Consider the following 18,634-nt stretch of genomic DNA (forward strand, 5'->3'; position numbering starts at 1 on the left):
GGTTCCGCGAGACTCAAGTCTTAACAGGAGGAGCGGCCGATTGTCGCGCTGAACTCGACGATCGGCCGCTCCTCCGTACCAGCAGGAAAATTCCGGTGCTACTTCTCCCCGGCAATCTCCATCGATGCGGATCTCGCGCTCAGGGACTGCTCGTGGTCACGCAGTTCCTGCAGTTCTTCTGCTTCTTCCGCAGTGTCCCCGGCGGCGAGGCTGCGGTAGTGGAGCGGCCGGTTCTTGCGAAGCCAGAAGCCGAAGGCCAATCCCGCCGCTCCCGCCACGGGGATGATCCAAGGCACGGCGAGCATCTCCGGTGAGTCCTTACCGGTGATGTAGCTGAATGCGCTCAGCTCGATGATCAGGGCGGCCACCAGCAAGACAGTGGCGAGGATCGGCGCGACGGTCGTTTTCCACCAATGGCGCTCGGAGGCCGGCTGCCGGAGGAAGAAACCTACGGCCGAACCGGACGCCAGGGCTTGCAAGGTAGTTGCTCCGACCGCTCCCAACCCAAACCCAATGGGGGCAATCTCCGTGTATGGGTCGATTCCCACGACGGAGAAGCCAAGGATGATCACAACGGCAAGGGCTGCGAGGATGAGGATGGCCGAACCGGGCGAGTTGTGGCGGTTCTTTCGGCCAAGAATAGCCGGCAGCAGTTCCTCGCGGGCCAGGCTGTTGAGATAGCGCGCCACAAAGTTCGTGGTCGCCAGGGCGCAGGCCAGTTGTGCCAGCAGGGCCAGCAGGCTCAGCGCCCACACGCCCGCCTCGCCCAAGTACGCAGCCGTCGTGGCGAAAACGAAGCCGGCCAGGTCAGCCCCCACCGCCTCTTGCAAGCCGTCGACTCCGGTCACACCGGTCAGTGCCCAGGCTACGAGAGCGAATGAGGCGACCAGGATGATCAACGCCCCGTAGAGAGCGCGGGGAACGGTGCGTTCCGGATTCTTCGCTTCGGGGGCATACAGGGCCCCGGCTTCGAAGGCCTGGAAGCAGAGCATGGCGAACACGAAAGCAATCGTCCACTGCCCAACGCTCAGGATATTCGGGGAGAATGCTTCCGCCGGAAACGCCCCGGGCAAGCCCTCCTTGGCGACGATGGCAATCACCAGGGCGGCCAGAATCAGCAGTTCGAGGCCGACAATCACAAAAGTAACCCGTGCGCTCAAGTCGATCTTCCGGTATGCCAACACGGTGACAATCAAAAGTTGGGCAACGAACCAAACCTGCCACGGGGCATTGATGCCAAAGCCAGCCAGGATCTCCTGGTTCACAACGGAGGTCACCGCGTAGATGCCGATGAGCAGGGTCGAATACGTGACTACGGCAATCATCGCGGATCCCACGCCTGTAGGCCGGCCGAGCCCCCGGGCGATGTAGTTGTAGAACGCCCCGGGACGCGTGATCCTGCGGACCATTTGGACGTAGCCCACACAGAACAGTCCGATGATCAGTCCGGCGACAACGTACAAAAGCGCCGTTGAGGGCCCTCCGAAGGCCAAACCCAGCGGGAGCGTTCCGACGACGACGGACAACGGTGTGAGCGCTGCGACGATGAGGACGATGATCTTCGTGGACGTTAACGTCCGCTTTGCGGAGTGCGTTGTCTGCGGCACTTCGCCCGGGTGAGTGGGAATGGACATCGTTGTCCTCCTTTGAACGGGTTGTAAACGGATTAAGGATGTGACTTAGCGGGAGCGCAATTTATCCAGAGCGAAGGCCTTTACCTCCACTTAGCTTCTGACTCGCACACGTTCCGGGTCGTGCACGGGGGTGGGGCGGACTTCCACGGCAACCTTGCGCTCACCGACACGGATGGTGAGGCGGGTGCCGACCTTGGCGAAGTCCTTTGGCAGTCGGGCGAGGCCGAGCGTGGTTCCGCCCAATGCAGGAGAAGAGACCGCCATGTTGACGCGGCCGATGGGTTGTTCCTCGGTGTACAGGGCTGCGCCGTCCAATTCTTCCGGCGCGGCATCGGACACCACGCTAACCACGCGCAGGGGTGCAGTCTTCTTCCGCTCCCGCAATGCTTCCTGGCCGCGGAAAGGCGACTTATCGAGGTCAATAGTCCATCCCAAGCGGCACTCGAACGGCGTGATGTCCGGGTTGTAGTCGACGCCGGCCAGCATCAGGCCGGCCTCGATTCGGGCCACCATGAGCGTCCCGCCGGCAAAAGGCACAACCCCCAAGTCTGTCTGGGCAAACACAGCCTCATACAGCGTTTCCGCGTCGTCGGCGGAGACCATCACTTCATAGCCGAGTTCGGCGGTGAAACCTAAGCGGAAGATGTCGACCGAGACGCCTGCCACCTTGGCGTCCGACAACAGGGAGTAGTAAGGGAGCGCCTCGTTGCTCAGGACAGAGTCGGTAAGCCGCTGGAGCAGCGCACGACTGTTGGGCCCCTGGATCGAGAGGACGGCGAAGTCCTCCCTGCGTTCCCGCACCGTGGTCCCCGCCGGTGCCGCAGCCCGGAGTGCGTCGGTGACGTCCGGGTTGCCGCCCATGACCACGACTATGTCAGCGTCAAGCACGCTCACAGTGACGTCATCCACCATGCCGCCGTCATCCGCCACGATGACGCCGTAGGCAATCCGGCCCACGCCGATGGCGTGAGCATCGCGGGAAAAGAGCGAGTCGACCACAGTACGCGCCTCGGGACCCTCGACGAACCACTTGTAAAGCATGGAGTAGTCCTGCGCGACGACGGTGTTCCGGAGCGCACGGTACTCGGTGTCCAGGCCTGCGACCGCCGTTGGCATCCTGTAGCCCATGACCTCTTCCCACTCGGTCACGTCCTCTTCGTACAGCCGGCTGAATGCCGTGCGGCGGAGGTTGTCGGTCATCATGGCTTACGTTCCTTTTCAGAAGGTTGCTGCGACTGCTTTCGATCAACCCAATCCAATGACCGGGCATCGTCCTTCGTTTTAATATGACACAGGTGCTCGTAAAGTGCATAGGGGTAAGCCGCACGCTTTAGTCTGCTCCTCGCCGGGGCCTGAAGTACTAGTGCACCGAGCACAGAAAAATCAGCGATCTCTGGCTCCGATGGACATATGGCGTGCCGCACCGATTGCCTAAAGTGCTTGCAACCCTCAGCACGGTTGTGCTCCGGAGCTAATGAGATGTGAGACGTCCTTGTCCCGGCGCTGAGCATGACCGACTGAACATCGACTGATTGGATGGACGCAGTGCACAATCCTCGCTATCTCGTTTTCGGCCTCGGAGCCGTCGGCACAGAAGCAGTGAGCTCACTTCTTCGGGATGGGGCCGAAATCGTTGGTGCCTTCACGCGCGCCAGCCATGTGGGGGAGGACGTGGCCGAAGTCCTTGGAATGCCGCCCTGCGGCGTGCGGGTGCAAGCGGCGGGGGACTTCCGGGCAGTGCCCGGCATGGCTGACATCGCATTGTTCTTTACGACGACGGCGCTCACCGACCTGCTCGGCTTGGCGAAAGAGTGCTTAGCCAGCGGCATCAATGTGCTGACCATTGCTGAAGATGCAATGTACCCGTGGGACTTTGACGCAGCCACGGCCGCCGAGCTCGACGCCGCAGCCATCGCTGGGAACGCCACCTTGGTCGGCACTGGTGTCAATGAAGTCGCGATGGCTCAGATACCGGCGATGTTGGCGGGCATCGTGCCGGGCGTAAACCGGATAGAAGTCGAGTGCGTAGGCGACTTTGGAGCTTTCGGAGCTGAACTGCTGTCCTTCTTGCAAATCGGAGTCGACCCGGCTGATTTCAAGCCGGGGACCGGTGGTGGCCAGGACGTCATTTCCCGACAGTGTGCCCACATGATTGCCGGCGTCATCGGTACGGAGGTGGTTACCGAAAGTATCTCCGTGGAACCGACAGTTGCGGCTTCGCCGATGAGAGTAGCGGCGCTGGGGGGCGACTTCCTGGCCGGGGTGGTCAGTGGATCACTGGAAAAGACAGTCGTTGCCACTGTTGCCGGTGTTGACATCGAAGTCCGCTTAATCGGGAAGGTTTTCGAAGCGGGAGACGAGGAGTATGCGCTGGCCACCGTACACGCTCCCTTGCTGCCCGAGCCCATCGCGCTCCGAATCAGCCCGCTGCCCGGAGTGGCATGTACTGCAGGCATTGCGCTAAGCAGGGTCCCCGACGTCATTTCCGCTCCGGCTGGATATCTGCGCGCGGAGAAGTTGCCGAACCTGAGGTTTCGGGCCCCGCTGGCCTTCCAAGCGGCGGCCGGTTAGTAGAGCGGCCTGCCCGAAGTTGGGCGGCAGGCACTGCCGGAGCGCGTCCATGCGGCTTCCGGGGCGTCTTGCCGCCTAAGCCGGGGCGATGATCCGGCGCAGAAGTGGCTCCACGTCAGAGGCAAAGAACATCGCGTCCTCCATGACCGACCGCAGCAGGATGCCTTCCAGCGTGTAACCCAGGAGGGCCGCCGTCTGCTGGTCGCAATAGGGTGCAACCACTTGGTCCATCCGCCACTCCCGAATCTCGGATCGCAATGCCGTACGGTGCAGCGTGCTCAGATACAGCCCGTACTCCAGCACCAACTGCTGATGCTGGCGGACGGTGACTTCTTCAATGAGGCTGGCCAGCCCGCCAGCAAGGCCCTGCGCCTCGACCAAGGGCTTGAGGAGTTCGTGGAACGATCGCTGATTGCGCTCGCGGATCACCCGGATGGTCGAGACCAGCAGGTCGTCCTTGTCGGTGAAGTAATACGTGGTCGACCCCAGCGGTACTTTGGCGGCATCGGCCACAGCACGGAACGTCAACGAGTCCACACCATGCTCAGCTACAACGCGGGCTGCTGCCTCAATAATGCGCTGTCGCCGCGCGGGGTCATTGGGCCGGCGTCGGCCGGTGGTCGAAGAAACGGTCACATGGTAACTGTACATACCTGCGGCAGCTGCCCGATGGAGTCCACCATGTTCGGAAGATTGTGTACACGCAACTGGTGTGCAGGAAGGCGTGTCAGCGCCTAGGGCTCTTCCCTCCATCCAGCCCGGCAGTGGGCACCCTAAGCGTTTTTTAAAATAAATCTCAAACCTCTTGTATTAACTCTGTGAGGTGCCTAACATCCTTAAGTATGTACAAAGGTACGCAAACACTGATCAGGGAAAAAGCCTTGGACCCGATGGAATTCCGCCGCACGCTGGGGAGCTTCGCCAGTGGTGTTGTCGTCGTCACCACGGTCACTGAGGACGGTGAAGTCCACGGAATGACCGCCAATGGCTTCGTGTCAGTTTCACTCGACCCACCGCTGGTGCTGGTGTCCGTGGGAGAAAAAGCCAAGATGCATGGACACCTTAACCACCGCCCGCGCTACGGCATCAGCGTGCTGGCGGAAGACCAGCTGGATATTGCCTCCCACTTCGCGGGCAAACCCGGGAAGACGCTGCCGCAGTTCACATGGGAAGACGGTATGGCCCTGGTCGACGGAGCCGTTGGCTACTTGTCCTGCAGCATCGTGGACCGCCACCGAGCCGGCGACCACACCCTGTTCATCGGGCACGTCCATCAACACAGCCACACCGGCGGCGCCCCCCTCACCTTCCATGCCGGCCAGTTCGGCGCCCTCGCGAAAGGACCCACTTCATGACCATCGTCAACGAATCCACCGAAACCGCCGCCGTCGCTGCGGCCTCGACAGGACGGATGCAGACGGGCGACGAGTTCCTCGAAAGCCTCCGCGACGGACGCGAGGTCTGGATCTATGGCGAGCGTGTCGACGACGTCACCACCCATCCGGCCTTTCGGAACTCGGCACGGTCGCTGGCTTCACTGTTCGATGCGCTGCATGACCCCGAGACCCGCGACCGCACCACCGCGCCGACAGACACCGGAAGCGGGGGACTAACGCACCCCTTCTTTAAGTACGCCCGCACCAAGGATGACCTGCGCGCCAGCCGCGAGGCCATCCGGACCTGGCAGGAACTGGTGTTTGGCTGGATGGGCCGCACCCCGGACTACAAGGCCTCGCTGATCACCGGGCTGGGCGCCAACCCTGAGTACTTCGGCGAGTTCGCCGACAACGCCCGCTACTGGTACAAGGAAACTCAGGAACGCGTGCTGCACATCGGCCACGCCATTGTGAATCCGCCGGTAGACCGCTCCCGCCCCGCCGAAGAAGTCAAGGACGTTTACGTCCACGTGGAACGGGAAACCGACCAAGGCATCATTGTCAGCGGGGCCAAGGTCGTGGCTACCGGATCCCCGACCACGCAGTATGTCTACGTCTCCCACGCCGGGGCCCCGCTGAAGGACAAATCCCTCGCCATCACCTTCCTGGCACCGACAAACGGCAAGGGGATCAAGATGTTCTCCCGCGCCTCCTACGAATCAACGGCGGCCCGCGCCGCGAGCCCCTTCGACTACCCGCTGTCCTCCCGGCTGGATGAGAACGACGCCGTACTCATTTTTGACCAGGCGCTGATCCCTTGGGAGAACGTGTTAATCTACGACACGCAGCGGATGGCCGAGTTCGACACCGTCTCCGGCTGGGAAGGCCGCGCCGTCCTTCAGGCCTCCACCCGCTTCGGCGTCAAACTCGACTTCTTCGTGGGCGCGCTGAGCAAGGCGCTGGAAATCACCGGTGCCGGACAGTTCCGGGGCGTGCAGGCTGCCCTGGGCGAAGTGATCGGCTACCGCCACGCCGTCAACGCGCTGCGCGATGGCATGATCGAGAACGCCACCCAAGGCTGGGGCGATGACCTGGTTCCCAACCGGGCGTACGGGTGGGCCTACGCCTCCATGGCGTCCTCCATGAACCGGCGCATCCGCGAAATCATCGAGACGGTGGTTGCCTCCGGGCTGATTTACCTGAACTCAAACGCCGTGGACTTCCAGACCCCCGAGATGCGCCCGTATTTGGACCGCTACCTGCGCGGCTCCAACGGGAAGACCGCCTTGGATCGTTCCAAGACCATGAAGCTGCTGTGGGACTCGATCGGCTCGGAGTTTGGCGCCCGGCACGAACTGTATGAGCACAACTATTGGGGCCAGCCCGAGCTCTGCCACCTGACGCTCAACGAGTCGGCACAGCAAGACGGCACGCTCGATCATGCGCGGTCGCTCGTGGAAAAGTGCATGGACCAGTACGACCTCAATGGTTGGACCAGCGACAAGCTCTTCTCGCCCGATGATGTGAACTTCATCAGCAAGCGCTGAGCCGGCTGCCTCTTCCGGCCCGACCGCGCGAGGCACAGCGGATGCGACGACGGCGGTGCCGCCCGGGGAATTCCACCCCGGGCGCGGCACCGCCGTCGTCGTCTGTACAACCCTGAAAGGACGGCTAGTCATGGCCAAAGACCCACAGCTTCCTGCGATCAGCGGGCCCGCGGGCGAGGTGACGCCCCGTCTTCCGGAAGCTGGAGGAAACGTCGCCGGGTTCCATGCGGTTCCGCCGACCCCGTTCCTCGTGGTCGTGTTGGCCGCAGTCTCCGCCGTGCCCCAGCTGGCGATCGACATGTACCTTCCCGGGTTTCCCGAGCTGGCCCGGGAGCTGGATGCGGCGCCGTTTGCCGTGCAGCTGACCCTGACGGCCTTCCTGATCGGGCTTGCCGGTGGGCAGTTGGTCATTGGACCGTTGTCGGACCAGTTCGGTCGCCGTAAGTTGCTGCTGGCCGGCTCAGCGCTCTGCGCTCTTGCCACGGCGCTGTGCGCTATGGCCCCAACTGTGGAAGCGCTGATCGCCGCACGCTTCCTGCAAGGGGCCAGCGGAGCCGCCGGGGTCGTTTTGGCCCGGGCGGTGCTGGCCGATCATGCGTCGGGACGCCAAGCCGCGCGCCTGTTTTCACTGATGATGGCCATCCAGGGCCTCGCCCCGATCCTTGCTCCTTTGGCTGGGGGAGCGGTAGTCCCGGTCCTTGGTTGGCGTGGAGTGTTCTGGATTCTTACGGCCCTCACCGTGGTGCTGTGGCTGCTGGCGTTGCTGTTCATCCGAGAGAGCCTGCCGCTCGAGCAGCGGCGGGCCGGAGGCGTAAGTGAGTTGGTGTCGCTGATTAAAACAGTCATGCAGAACCGCGCCTACATGGGGTATTGCCTTGCCGTGGGCTGTGGCTTGGGCGCCTTGTTCTGCTACATTGCCGCGTCGCCGTTCATACTCCAAGAGACGTTCGGGCTCGGCCCGGGCTGGTTCTCCATCATTTTCGCCGCCAATTCCGGTGGTCTTGCCTTGGCTAGCCTCATAAGTGCCAAACTTGTCAGCCGGTTCAGCCCTGCCACGGTTATGCTGCTGGGGCTGGCGCTCATGCTGGGAGGGTCGATGATCTATGCCCTCCTGGCGCTCACCGGCAGCTCGGGTCTTTGGGCCACGGTGCTGCTGTTTTTCCTCGTCGTGAGCAGCCTGGGACTTGTGCTGGGCAACGCCACGGCGCTCGCGGTCGAACAGATCCCGCACGCTGCGGGCACGGCGATGGCGGTCATCGGAGCAGCGGAATACTCAATTGGCGCGGCTGCTGCTCCACTCGTGGGCCTAGGCGGAGACGACTTGCAGATTTCGCTGGGTGTCGGCCTGCTCGCCTGCACGCTCGTCGCTGCGGCTGGAGGGTGGGCCGCCGGTCGCCAGCGTTCCCACTAGACGTCCAGCACAATCGTTTCGACGCCTCCGCACGATACACCGGACGTAAATACCGCTGAGGCCTACGGGCCTGGGCCAGACGCAGATCGCCGGGTCCGGACTTTGCGGACAGGACAGGGGTGGATTCCTGGCCGCCAGCAAGCGCCCGTGGAGTCAGAAGACCGAGAACCTGCCCTGCCGCCCTTTGCGGGAGGATATCTTTGTCCTGGGTGCAGTCTTCGGCCATCCGCAGGCTCAGACGGACGCAACTGTTGAGGCATAAACATCTTTAACGTCGATTATGACGCATCAGGCCTTTGGCTGCGGCGAACACATGGATGGAGGCACATCTTCGTAGCGGTGTGGAGCGGACCAGCTTCGAATAACAAGCTCGCCCATTCCGTTTGGGCCGTTCCCTCGGCGAGGCTCTGGGAGTACGGGTCCGTGCCTGCGTTTCTTTGACCCTAGGCTGCGACGGGAGGGCTACGATCGCCCGAGGCTAACTGGGCAGCAATCTTGCTAGATTGCAAGACCAAGTCCAAAGCTGCTCCGGCAGATGAATAAGAACATCAAGGCATGAAGGAGGCCCTGCGAGTCGGAACTGGCAGGGCCTCCTTCATGCCTGCGCTTCGCCTACTTCATGACGAGCGGGGAGAAATCGGGCCTTTCCGAGAGGAAGCCGAGATCGATCATGGACTCAGCTACAGTGTCGAGATCGGCGGCGTCTATGCCACCAGCCCAGCGCATCGGCGGGAGTTCCGAAATTTCCAGCCCCGCCTTCTCAGCCCCGAGTGCCACTGCCTCCTCTGTATTTTCATTCGCCCAAGTGGTGGCCTCATATAGTGCGGTCCTGAACTTTTGCAGGGCCTCGGCCTTATTCTGCGTGGCTTCCTGACCAGCTGCGAAAAAATCGGTAGGCAAGCCGGCAAACAGGGCGGTTCCTGGTTTAAAAAGCAACTCCATGCCCTCTTCGGTTGCTTGGACGCTGAAGGGGCTGTAGAGGTAGGCCGCGTCAACACGTCCAGCCTTAAGAGATTCCAACGCGGCGCCTTGATCGAGGCTCAACCATTTGACGGAAGCGGGATCGACTTCGGTCTTATTCAGATCGGCGGTAGTCGCGACTTCGATACTTCCCTTCCGCGCAGGAATGGCGATGTTCTTGCCACCTAGGTCGCCGACGGCTTCGATGCCGCTCTTCGGGTTGACGTAAATTCCCGAGTCGAGGAATTCCTCGGGGTTCTCGGTGGGAAGCTCGACGAAACCGGCGACAGCGGTCAACGGAACACCTTGGCTGACGGCATTGATGTACGGCACTGTGGGAAGGAAGGCTACATCTACTTCGCCGCTCTGCAGCGCGGCCACCATCGCCGGAGGGCCGGGAATGACCGTCGTAGTGATCTCAAGGCCCTGTTTCTCAAAGAGACCCTCATCGATAGCCTGATGGACCGGGCCTTCGCTGGCTGCGCCAATTAAGCCCACAGTCAAACCTTCAAGGCCCTGTTCCTGTCCAGCGGATGAATTTGCGCCGGCGGAGCAGGCCGACAGGGAGGCAAGCGCCAGCAGGCACACTGCGAGTCCTCGGATTCTAGGCATGGTTGATTCCTTTCAGAGGGTGTGGTGGTGCTTGAAGGAGGATTTAGTCAGGCTTGGCGGCAAGCAGTGCTAACAACTAAGAGCCAGTGCCGTCGGCGGTGCCTTCTGGGTTGAGGTCTAGTCAAAGATCCTTTCCCGATCCCGAGTCACCGCAATAAGCGTCTCCGGATTGTAGGCGGCCTTGGGACCCGGCAAGTAGACGACTTTCAGTGGCAAACCGGTCCAGGGGAAGTGGCCGTGGCGTCGGCCGAGATCGCAATCGACCGGCCCTGCCTGATCCGCCCCGACACTGATGCCGGTCATCGGCGCCAGCTGGAACAGGACCATGACGGAGGGCAGGCTGGCCACCGCAGAGCCATCGATAAGCAGTTCGATCCGCCAGCGAAGGTCCGGCATGATGTCAAAGCGGGCGCCGACCTCGGCTGGCCTGGCGGGCAGCGGGGCCGACATGTGGTGTCCCCTGCCGTATTCGTTATACGTGAACCGGAGTTCATTCTCCTCGACGAAGAGGACATAGCCGCCGGAGGGGTCACCGTGGGAGACGATGACGCCTTCGGCTGGCAAGCCGTCCAGATTCGTATGAATCTCGAACGAGCGCAGGTTGGTCAACTTGCTGGATCGGTAGCGTTCCAATGGCGCCGAGGTATGTTCGAGGACGACAGGCTGTTCGTAGGCCAGTTCCGTGTCCGGTCGGTAGCGCATCATGGTGCCGTCGTCGATGGGAAAGACGCCGTTCTGTATTGCCAGGTTTTGCCATCGCTCCGCCAGTTCTGCGACAACGTCTGGCCGTGCCTTGGCCAGGTTGTAGGACTCGGTCGGATCGGTAGCCAGATCATATAGTTCCCACTCGTCGTGGCTGAGCCTAGCTCCGTAGTCATGCTCGGTGACCAATTTCCACTGCTTAGACACAAGGAACCTGTGGCCGACGAACTCGGAATATTGCTCCTGCCGAGTAGTCTGCGCGTCCGGATGACGTAACCAGGGATCGAAGGACACCCCGTCGATTTGCGGGGCATTCAGTCCGTGCCTGCTTCGGAGCGGCGGCACGCCTGCCAGGGCGAGGACGGTCTGCCCGACATCTGTGACATAGGCGAACTGGTCCCGGATTCCGTCGTCCCCTTCTGCCCGGGGTAGGCCGGCGGGCCAGGAAATCACCAGCGGGGCACGGACCCCGCCGCCGAAGGTGTGGCCCTTATAGTACCGAAACGGGGTGTTGGAAACGTTGCCCCAGCCGCGGGGGTAGTGCACGGAAGAGCGCGGCCCGCCCAAGTCGGCTAGGTCCATGGGAATGTCGCGTTCCCAGCCGGGCGGAAATTCGTCGACCTCGACGAATTGGCTGAGGTAGCTGCGGGTGCCATCGCTGCCGCCTTCGCCGGAGCCGCCGTTGTCCGATGTGAAGACCAAAATGGTGTTCTCGTACTGGCCGGTGCACTTCAGATGATTGATCAGCCTGCCGAGGTTCTGGTCGACGTTGTCCACGGCCCCGGCATAAATGGCCATGTAACGCGCGTAGCGCACCTGTTCCTCCGGGGTCAGCCTTTCCCAAGGCGTGATGCTGAGGCTGGGTTCGGAGGGGGCGGGAAGGGGGGTGCCGACGGGAAAAAGTCCCCGCCGGATCTGCTCGACATGCCGGGCCCGGCGAATGGCGTCCCAGCCCTGATTGTAAATGTCCTTGTACCTATCGATGTCCTGCGGCTTCGCCTGCAACGGTCCGTGGACCGCATGGTGCGCAAAGTACAGGAAGAACGGCTTGTCCGGCTCGGAGGCCTTGAGCGAGCGCAGCATGTCCACGGCTTGATCCGTTAGGTCGTCAGTGAGGAAGTAATCCTCGGGATAGTGATTTACGGGCACGGTGCTGTTGTCCCGGGTCAGCCGGTGCGGGGTGAAGAGCTGGGTGAAGCCCTCCATGGACCCGAAGTAGCGGTCGAAGCCGCGTTGGCAGGGCCAGGAGGATTTGTCCGCCCCATCATGCATCTTCGATTCCTTGGTCAGGTGCCACTTACCCACCATGTAGGTGGCGTACCCGGCCGCCCGGAAGCTCTCGGCAATCGTGGGCATGTTCTCGGCCAGTTCGAGAGTCATATTCGGGTAGCCAGGGTCGCCGTGCGCCACCGAGGCGAAGCCTGCCCGGTGCGGGTTCAGTCCAGTTAGCAGACTGGCCCGGGCCGGTGAGCACACCGGGGTGGTGTGGTAGTTGGTCAGCGTGTAGCCACCGGAGGCCAGTTCTTCGACGGCGGGTGTATGGATTTCACTGCCGTAAGGCGAGATATCGCTGTAACCCAAGTCGTCGACCAGAACGACGACGACGTTCGGTGCGGAACCGTCGTAGGTTCGTTGGCCCGGCCAGTCCGGGGTCGAATCAGCGGCCATTTCCCGGATGACGCCTCGATGAGCGGGTGGATGCGAGTTGGAGTTCTGTGGCACTGCCATGGCGTTGGTAGGCTCTTTCGCTGGATTAGTGGGCGTCCTGGATGAGTCGCAGGACGTGGGAGCGCAGGCGGGTGAATTCGGGCAGGGCGCGGGTGGTGATCTGGTTCCGGGGACCCGGCAGGTCCACGGGCAGGATCTCGGTGACCACTGCAGGCTTGTGGCCGATGACAATGATGCGGTCGGAAAGGTAAACCGCCTCGTCGATGTCATGGGTGACAACCAAGATGGTCATGCCGTACTGCTCGCGGATGTTCAGGCAGAGATCCTCGAGCTCGAACCGGGTCTGGGCGTCCACGGAGGCGAAAGGTTCGTCCATGACCAGAATCTCCGGCCGGTAGGCGAGCGCGCGGGCGATGGCCACGCGCTGTTGCATGCCGCCGGAGAGCTGCCAGGGGTACTTGCTGGCCGCGCCTGCCAGACCCACCGCAGCCAAGGCGTTCTCGATGCGGGCGGTCTCCTCGGTCCGGCCCAGGCGCAGGTGGCGCAGCGGCAGGCGGACGTTCTGGCGCACGTTCAGCCATGCCATGAGAGAGCGCGTATATTCCTGGAACACCAGTGCCATTTCCGGTGGTGGGCCCTGCACGGGGCGGCCATCGATGGCGATGCTGCCGTTAGTGAGCGGATGTAGGCCAGCCAAGCATTTCAGCAAAGTTGTTTTTCCCACGCCGGATGGGCCGACGATGCAGGCGACCTCGCCGGCGGCGACATCGAAAGTTAGGTCCCCGATAACCGGCACCGTCGACTGGCCGGCGCCGTAGGATTTGGCAAGGGATGTCACGGCCAGCCGCACCTGGGCCGGTACAGCGGCCGCGGAAGAAACGGCCTGGGCCGGGTTTTCGGACAAATACGTCATGAGGAGGCTCCAAGCTTCTGGGCTGCGAAGTACCAGGACAGAATCCGGGACTTGGTGAAATCGAACAGGACGTTGACGAGGTATCCGAGGAACCCGAGCAGCAGGATCCCAGCCCACATGTCCGCCGTGGCAAAGGACTGCTGAGCCAACAGCGTCAGGCCGCCGATGCCGGTTGACGGGCCAAGCATCTCGGAGGCGACCATGACAATGAAGGCGTTCTGCAAACTAACCTGAAGCCCGGAGAAGATCATTGGGCTGGCCGCGGGCAGGTTCACTTGAAAGACACGCTCCCAGCCGGAGAGTCGGTAGCTCCGTCCAACATCGCGCAGCAGGGGGTCGACTGAACGCAGCCCGTCAACGGTGGCGATCAGAGTGGGGAAAACCGACGCCAGGATAATGCTGAATATCCGGGTCTCGTTGCCGTAGCCGAGGATGGCCACGAAGATCGGGACGGTAGCCACCGGTGGGATGGCCCGCCAAAAGTGGATCACTGGGTCGGCCAGCCATGCCAGCGGCTTGACGGCGGCCAGAAGGAAGCCGGCGGCCAGCCCGAGGACAGCGGCGATCCCGAAACCAGCCATAAGATTGCCCAGGCTGGGCAGCACGTCAGTGAGCATGTGATCGAACAGCCACAGTTCCCGGAATCGAGTCATGATCTCGGCTAGCGGAGGGAAGAAGGCGTTGGTCGATGAGGCTGAAAGAAGCCACCAGCCGAGGACCAGTAGGATAGGCACGCCAATTTCGATGCCGAGCAGGATCATCTTTTTCGAACCGGTGCGCCGAGTCCGGGTCGACTGGCGGCCCAAGGTTGGTGAAGCAGACATGGTGGTCATGACCCAATCTCCGATCGCTGCGAGGGGTGCCAGTGCAGGACCTTCTTCTCCAGCAGGGTGCTGCCGGATTGGAAGGCCAAACCAAGAAGACCCATGATCACCACTATGGCGAAGACGTCCGTATGCAGGCCGGCTGAGGTCGCTCGTAGCAGCGTCTTGCCGATGCCCGGTCCGCCGCCGAAGAGGCCGGCGACGACTGCGATCATCAGGGCTCCCGGGGCACAGATCCGGACGGAGCTAGCGATGAAGGCCATGGCGGAGGGAAGGACTATGCGGACAAGGGTTTCGAGTCGACCCAAGCGGTAGGACCGTGCCGTGTCCAGGGCTACTGGATCCGTGTCCGCCACCCCGGCAGCGGTCTGAATCAGGATCGGCAGTGTGCAGCCGAAGGTGACTAAGAACAGGCTCATCTCAATCTTTGGTCCTAGGACCAGCACTACCACCGGAAGAATAACAATCACGGGGATGGGCTTGAGGAACTCCAGTGCAGCTTTCGTTGCGTGGTGGAGCATACGCGACGCGCCGATGGCGATGCCTGCGCCGACACCTAAGACAATCGCCATGGCGAAGCCGGCAAGGGCTATGAACAGCGTGTCCCAGACAGCGGTCCAGAGCTGTGGCTGGGCGAGTAGTTCACCCAGCCGCTCCATCGTCGCCAACATCGGTGGAATAGAGTTTCCGAACCGGCCGGTCCGGGCCACGACTTCCCACACCACCAACACCAGAATGAGACTGAGAGCGCCAAACGCGAGTTTAGGCGAAGCGACAGATTTCATTTAGCGTGCTCCGCCCGGCGCCGGAAGTGTGTCATGTCAGAACGCCCCCAAACGTTTGTTTTAGTACCTATGCTGTTCACTAAAGTGACTCTAGGCATGACTTGCATCACAGTCAAGAGGAGCACTGCGTATTACGTTAAAGGTGTTTTCCTATCGAGCAGGACAGGTCTTCAGGAGCACTTGTCCTGTTGCTCGCAACTTGCATGCGAAATTCGGGGCTCGGGGTTGAGCGGCAAATATCGAGGAATAAATAGATAGACTGAGCGGGTTTTGGCCCAACCCGGGAGTCGGCTTCAGGCTTGTCGGTTGGCATTGATTTAGCAATATGGGAACCCCCGCGAAGGAGCACCTATGTCCTGTTGCCACGCTGGACCACGCCCTGAATCACCACTTCGCGCCATGGAAGCCAAAGCTCGCAGCGCCGGCGCCTCACCCGGCGCCCGCCTCGAGAGGACCGTGGCTCTGCCCGGAGGGCTGTTTCTTATGGGCGACCATTTTGACGAGGGGTACCCGGCGGACGGGGAAACCCCTGTGCATCCCGTGAAACTTTCCCCCTTCTCCATTGATGCCACCGCAGTGACCAACGCGGAGTTCGCACGGTTCATCGAGTCCACCGGGTATCGCACTGAGTCTGAGATCTTCGGGTGTTCGGCCGTATTCCATCTGCTTGTGCAAGCCGACGACGTGGACATCATCGGCCGCGCCAAAGGCACATCCTGGTGGTTGACAGTGCGAGGAGCCGATTGGGCACATCCTGGGGGTCCGCACTCCGACTGGCGGACGATATCCGATCATCCTGTAGTGCAGGTATCTTGGAATGATGCCGCTGCCTACTGCCAGTGGGCAGGGCGGGCCCTTCCGACAGAAGCACAATGGGAGTACGCCGCCCGCGGGGGCCTTGAGGGTCGCCGCTATGCGTGGGGGGACGAACTCACTCCAGGCGGAATTCACCACTGCAATATTTGGCAAGGTGATTTTCCCTCTTGCAACACTTCGGAAGACGGACACGTCGGCACGACATCGGTGTCTTCATTCCCACCCAACGGCTTCGGCTTGCACCAGATGGCGGGAAACGTTTGGGAGTGGTGTGCCGACTGGTTCTTGCCCAAGTACTACCGGAGCTCGCCCACGCAAGATCCAAAGGGCCCCACAATCGGACACGGAAGGGTCATGCGCGGCGGGTCGTTTCTCTGTCACGACTCGTATTGCAACCGCTACCGAGTTGCCGCGCGGGCATTCAATACGCCTGACTCAGCCAGCAGCAACACGGGGTTCCGCACGGTTGAGCGCAGCAAATAGCACTAGAATCCGATTGCCAGCCCAGTCATCCCTGCATTCCCAGTTGTTGGCAAATCGGGCGAGGTTGGCGCTGAAGTCTGGCTTCATGGTCCTTTCGAATTCGGTGGCAGATGCGTTCGACTTGAGTATCACGCTAAAGGGCGGGCCAGCAGCCGGGGAAGGTCTGCGCAGTCGGGGCAAATGCGGCATACTCGAACTGTGCACACCAAGATCGCAACCTGCCGCCTGGCAGGCATGGAGTTGGTCAGCTCCGACCCGGCCGCAAGCTCGGATTTTTACGCCTGGCTGATCGGTGCAGCGGACGTCGATGCCGGTACCTGGGACGCGGCCGCAATGCTGCGGGCGCGAGGCATCTTCGCTGTGACGGAGCAGCATGCGGACGGACCGAACTCCGGTTGGATCCCGTTCTTTCACCTGGCTGACGCCGCAGCGGCAGGAAGCCGCTCCGCCGCAGCCGGGGGAGCGGTGCGAAGCATTGTTCTTCCCGGCGGCGATGAGCGTACCTACGTGGTGGACGGTCAGCAGGTGTGGACGGGTATTGCAGACACCGGCTCAGCGAGCGGAGCGGGCGTCGGGCAAACGAACGTGGATTATTCGACGAAAGACACGCGGTCAGCCGCCGACTACTACCAGTCTGTTCTGGGTGTGGACCGGTTGGACGTGGTCGACGATCCTTACGACTTCCGGCTGCTATACGATGACCGTCGGATCGTGGCAGGTTTCGTACAGTTCGGCGGCTACTTCATGGAGGCGGGAGAATCGGGCTGGCTCGTCTACTTCGATGTTGCCGACGTGGACCTCGCCGTCGCAAGGGCGGTTGAGGCAGGTGCCCGGATCATTGTGCCCGCCAACAACAGCACGATGAACCGCTATGCGGTGCTCCGCGATCCCTTTGGCCAGACGTTCGGGCTCAGCCGCTACTACGAGGCCGATGACAGGGTTGCGGTGACGGTGGAAGCCGGGGGTATCAGGGGCTTGCTTGACGACTTCGTCGACTTGGGCGGGCTTGGCTAGGGACTACAGTTCCTGCAGGCCGGTCAGGGCCTGAAGCGCAAGCCACAGGTTGGTGATGTGGCGGGTCGACGTGACGTCGTAACCCAGCAGGTCGTGGATCTGCCGTAAGCGGTACCGAAGTGTGTTGCGGTGAATAAATAACGCCTCAGCAGTCTCCGCAAAGGAGCGGTTCGACGATAGGAAAGCCTGCAGCGTGGCCACCAGTTGCGTTCCATGGCCGCTGTCGTAGTCGATCAATGGTTTTAGCGAGGCCGTGGCTAAATCCGACAACGGCAGCGTGGTGTTGGTCAGCACGAGCAGTTGGCCAAGGTCCACGATCTCGGGCCGCCGGACTCCCGGGCCACCGGAGGCTGCCGACAAAGCCTCGAAGTAGCCTGCCCGGATGCCTGCCGCGCCGGTGTGGACAGAACTGACACCCACGGACCCGTCGGTGCCCACCTCCAGCATGTGGCTCAGTAATGACGCGGCAATCCGGTCCACCATTGGGTCTTCGGGCACGAGCATGAGGATGCGACCGTCGACGACGACCCGCACAAAAGGCTCATGCTGGTTGCTCAGCAGAGTATGTATGTTCCAGGGCACGGAGAGCAGTCGTTCCCGGCGCATGTTCGCCTGGCCGAGCAGCACGCGGTAACGGGACTCGGGATCAAAGCCAATGCTGCGGAGCCGGCTCCGGGCTTCCGCTTCCAAAACTCGGTGATGGATCAGGTCGTCCATGACATGCTGCGTGAGCTCGCGTTTCCCGTCCTGGCGGGCACGCAACCGGCCAATCTCCAGGGTGACCAGGTCGACGGCCGCTGCCAGGAGTCGTCTCGGGGGTGTCGGCTCGTGGACGGCAAGAATCGCGACGGCCTCATTGTCCACGAAGACCCGCGCCGCTGCGACCGGCAGGGCGGAATCGCCACCGAGGCTCGCCTCCAACACCAAGGGGTAATTCCAGATGGTACGTGACGGCGAAGCAGCCAGGGTGTTGCCGTTGATATCGAACAGCGCACTGTCGGCACCCAGGGCCTGCCGCAGCGCTGCGACGATGCTTTGCAGTCCGCCCTGACGCGCGGCACGGATCAGAGTCCAGACGCCGGATTCGCCCGCGCCCTGGTCCAAAGGTGTACTGGCCTGCTGGGCAGGACGCACGGCATGTTGGCCTAGGTCAGCAGGAGGGTCTTCAGTTTTTCCAGACACCAGCGCATCCATCTTCTGTGTTCCACGCACTGCCAGAGCAGCACCTCGTCGAACAAATTGTGCTTCAGGCACCATCTCGGAGTCAATGATTGTCAGCGCCGGACATTGTTTGTGACGTCGGGCACTCTCAGACTTG

Annotated in this window: 15 protein-coding genes; 6 read left to right on the forward strand and 9 right to left on the reverse strand. The window is 62.1% G+C overall.

What is annotated here, in order from left to right:
• Nucleotides 1–98: 98 nt before the first annotated feature.
• Nucleotides 99–1,634, reverse strand: coding sequence for an APC family permease (locus tag AC5RVZ_RS30185; RefSeq protein ID WP_494069295.1), 1,536 nt, complete (start codon nt 1,632–1,634; stop codon nt 99–101).
• A gap of 90 nt (nt 1,635–1,724) precedes the next feature.
• Nucleotides 1,725–2,837, reverse strand: a complete 1,113-nt coding sequence (locus AC5RVZ_RS30190) for an aminomethyl transferase family protein (protein ID WP_494069296.1) — start codon at nt 2,835–2,837, stop codon at nt 1,725–1,727.
• 333 nt (nt 2,838–3,170) lie between these two features.
• On the opposite strand from AC5RVZ_RS30190, the gene AC5RVZ_RS30195 reads away from it, so the two are divergent.
• Nucleotides 3,171–4,205, forward strand: coding sequence for a hypothetical protein (locus tag AC5RVZ_RS30195; protein WP_494069297.1), 1,035 nt, complete (start codon nt 3,171–3,173; stop codon nt 4,203–4,205).
• Nucleotides 4,206–4,280: 75 nt separating this feature from the next.
• Here the strand turns inward: AC5RVZ_RS30195 and AC5RVZ_RS30200 are convergent, their stop codons facing one another.
• Nucleotides 4,281–4,841, reverse strand: a complete 561-nt coding sequence (locus AC5RVZ_RS30200) for a TetR/AcrR family transcriptional regulator (protein ID WP_494069298.1) — start codon at nt 4,839–4,841, stop codon at nt 4,281–4,283.
• A 206-nt stretch (nt 4,842–5,047) separates the two neighbouring features.
• Here AC5RVZ_RS30200 and AC5RVZ_RS30205 point away from each other — a divergent pair, with 206 nt between their 5' ends.
• The 3 genes from AC5RVZ_RS30205 (at nt 5,048) to AC5RVZ_RS30215 (ending at nt 8,539) form a co-directional block, all read left to right on the forward strand.
• On the forward strand, nt 5,048–5,560 hold the full coding sequence (locus tag AC5RVZ_RS30205; protein WP_494069299.1) for a flavin reductase family protein: 513 nt from the start codon (nt 5,048–5,050) through the stop codon (nt 5,558–5,560).
• Entirely contained in the window at nt 5,557–7,128 is a 1,572-nt protein-coding gene (locus tag AC5RVZ_RS30210) for a 4-hydroxyphenylacetate 3-hydroxylase N-terminal domain-containing protein (protein ID WP_494069300.1), read from the forward strand. The genes AC5RVZ_RS30205 and AC5RVZ_RS30210 overlap by 4 nt, the downstream gene beginning before the upstream one ends.
• Nucleotides 7,129–7,258: 130 nt before the next feature.
• Nucleotides 7,259–8,539 carry a multidrug effflux MFS transporter gene (locus AC5RVZ_RS30215; protein WP_494069301.1) on the forward strand — a complete coding sequence of 427 codons (1,281 nt, stop codon included), beginning with the start codon at nt 7,259–7,261 and terminating at the stop codon, nt 8,537–8,539.
• Between the two features lie 612 nt (nt 8,540–9,151).
• On the opposite strand, the gene AC5RVZ_RS30220 is transcribed toward AC5RVZ_RS30215, so the two are convergent.
• The 5 genes from AC5RVZ_RS30220 to AC5RVZ_RS30240 form a co-directional block, all read right to left on the reverse strand.
• Nucleotides 9,152–10,111 carry an ABC transporter substrate-binding protein gene (locus AC5RVZ_RS30220; RefSeq protein WP_494069302.1) on the reverse strand — a complete coding sequence of 320 codons (960 nt, stop codon included), beginning with the start codon at nt 10,109–10,111 and terminating at the stop codon, nt 9,152–9,154.
• 117 nt (nt 10,112–10,228) lie between these two features.
• Nucleotides 10,229–12,481, reverse strand: a complete 2,253-nt coding sequence (locus tag AC5RVZ_RS30225) for an arylsulfatase (protein WP_494069303.1) — start codon at nt 12,479–12,481, stop codon at nt 10,229–10,231.
• Between the two features lie 85 nt (nt 12,482–12,566).
• Nucleotides 12,567–13,394, reverse strand: a complete 828-nt coding sequence (locus tag AC5RVZ_RS30230) for an ABC transporter ATP-binding protein (protein WP_494069304.1) — start codon at nt 13,392–13,394, stop codon at nt 12,567–12,569.
• Nucleotides 13,391–14,227: an ABC transporter permease gene (locus AC5RVZ_RS30235; RefSeq protein WP_494069305.1), complete on the reverse strand. Its 837-nt coding sequence runs from the start codon at nt 14,225–14,227 to the stop codon at nt 13,391–13,393. Before AC5RVZ_RS30235 ends, AC5RVZ_RS30230 begins: the two co-directional genes overlap by 4 nt.
• A complete protein-coding gene (locus AC5RVZ_RS30240; protein WP_494069306.1) occupies nt 14,224–15,003 on the reverse strand; it encodes an ABC transporter permease in 780 nt (259 codons plus the stop codon). Before AC5RVZ_RS30240 ends, AC5RVZ_RS30235 begins: the two co-directional genes overlap by 4 nt.
• A 399-nt stretch (nt 15,004–15,402) precedes the next feature.
• On the opposite strand from AC5RVZ_RS30240, the gene AC5RVZ_RS30245 reads away from it, so the two are divergent.
• Nucleotides 15,403–16,302, forward strand: coding sequence for a formylglycine-generating enzyme family protein (locus AC5RVZ_RS30245; protein WP_494069307.1), 900 nt, complete (start codon nt 15,403–15,405; stop codon nt 16,300–16,302).
• Nucleotides 16,303–16,500: 198 nt separating this feature from the next.
• Nucleotides 16,501–17,316 (forward strand): VOC family protein, encoded by an 816-nt coding sequence (locus AC5RVZ_RS30250; protein ID WP_494069308.1) that lies wholly within the window; start codon nt 16,501–16,503, stop codon nt 17,314–17,316.
• A gap of 3 nt (nt 17,317–17,319) precedes the next feature.
• Here AC5RVZ_RS30250 and AC5RVZ_RS30255 read toward each other — a convergent pair whose 3' ends face one another.
• Entirely contained in the window at nt 17,320–18,510 is a 1,191-nt protein-coding gene (locus AC5RVZ_RS30255; RefSeq protein ID WP_494069309.1) for a PucR family transcriptional regulator, read from the reverse strand.
• Nucleotides 18,511–18,634: the final 124 nt, after the last annotated feature.

This window comes from Arthrobacter sp. Cza30, assembly GCF_059090765.1.